Below are 690 nucleotides of genomic sequence, written 5' to 3' on the forward strand. Positions count from 1 at the left end.
TCTATAAGCTGACACAGGCCGACATCACCGTCTTCCATGATGAGCTCGACCTGCCGGCCGGCAAGGTGCGCGTCAAGGTCGGCGGCGGCAATGGCGGCCACAATGGTCTCAAATCCATAGACGCGCATTGCGGCCGCGACTATCGCCGCGTTCGCCTCGGCATCGGCCATCCCGGTGTCAAGGAATTGGTCCACGGCCATGTGCTCGGCGATTTCTCCAAGGCCGACCTTAGCTGGCTCGAACCGCTGCTCGATGACATCGCGCTGAACGCCGGCCTAGTGTTCAAGGGCGACGCCAGCCAGTTCATGAACAAGCTGTCGGGCAACGCGCCGGAGCAGAAGAAAAAGCCTGATGCCGCCGAGAAGCCGAAGCCGGCAACCCAGTCGCATGTGCACCAGGCACGCAACCACAAGCCCAATCTCCCCACCTCCGGCCCGATGGCCGACATGTTGAAAAAGCTGTTCGGCTCCAAAAGCGAATGATGACGTCACATCTGTGTCATGACCGACTGGCTAAGGTTCTGACATGAAGAGCGAAATCCGTGCCGCGCGCCTCGACGATCTCGATGCGCTTCTCCTTCTCTACCATCACCTCAATCCCGCCGATCCGCCCTTGCCGCGCGCAGCTGCGGAGGACAGGCTGCGCGCCATGCTTGCCCAGCCCGGCATGACGATCCTCTGTGTCCAGGCC

General features: G+C 61.7%; 1 pseudogene. It reads left to right on the forward strand.

Annotated elements, in window-relative coordinates:
* Nucleotides 1-482: pseudogene (locus tag AC1D0P_RS26650) on the forward strand (hypothetical protein); the annotation flags it as partial.
* Nucleotides 483-690 lie beyond the last annotated feature (208 nt).

Source organism: Polaromonas sp. P1_G2 (assembly GCF_056405515.1).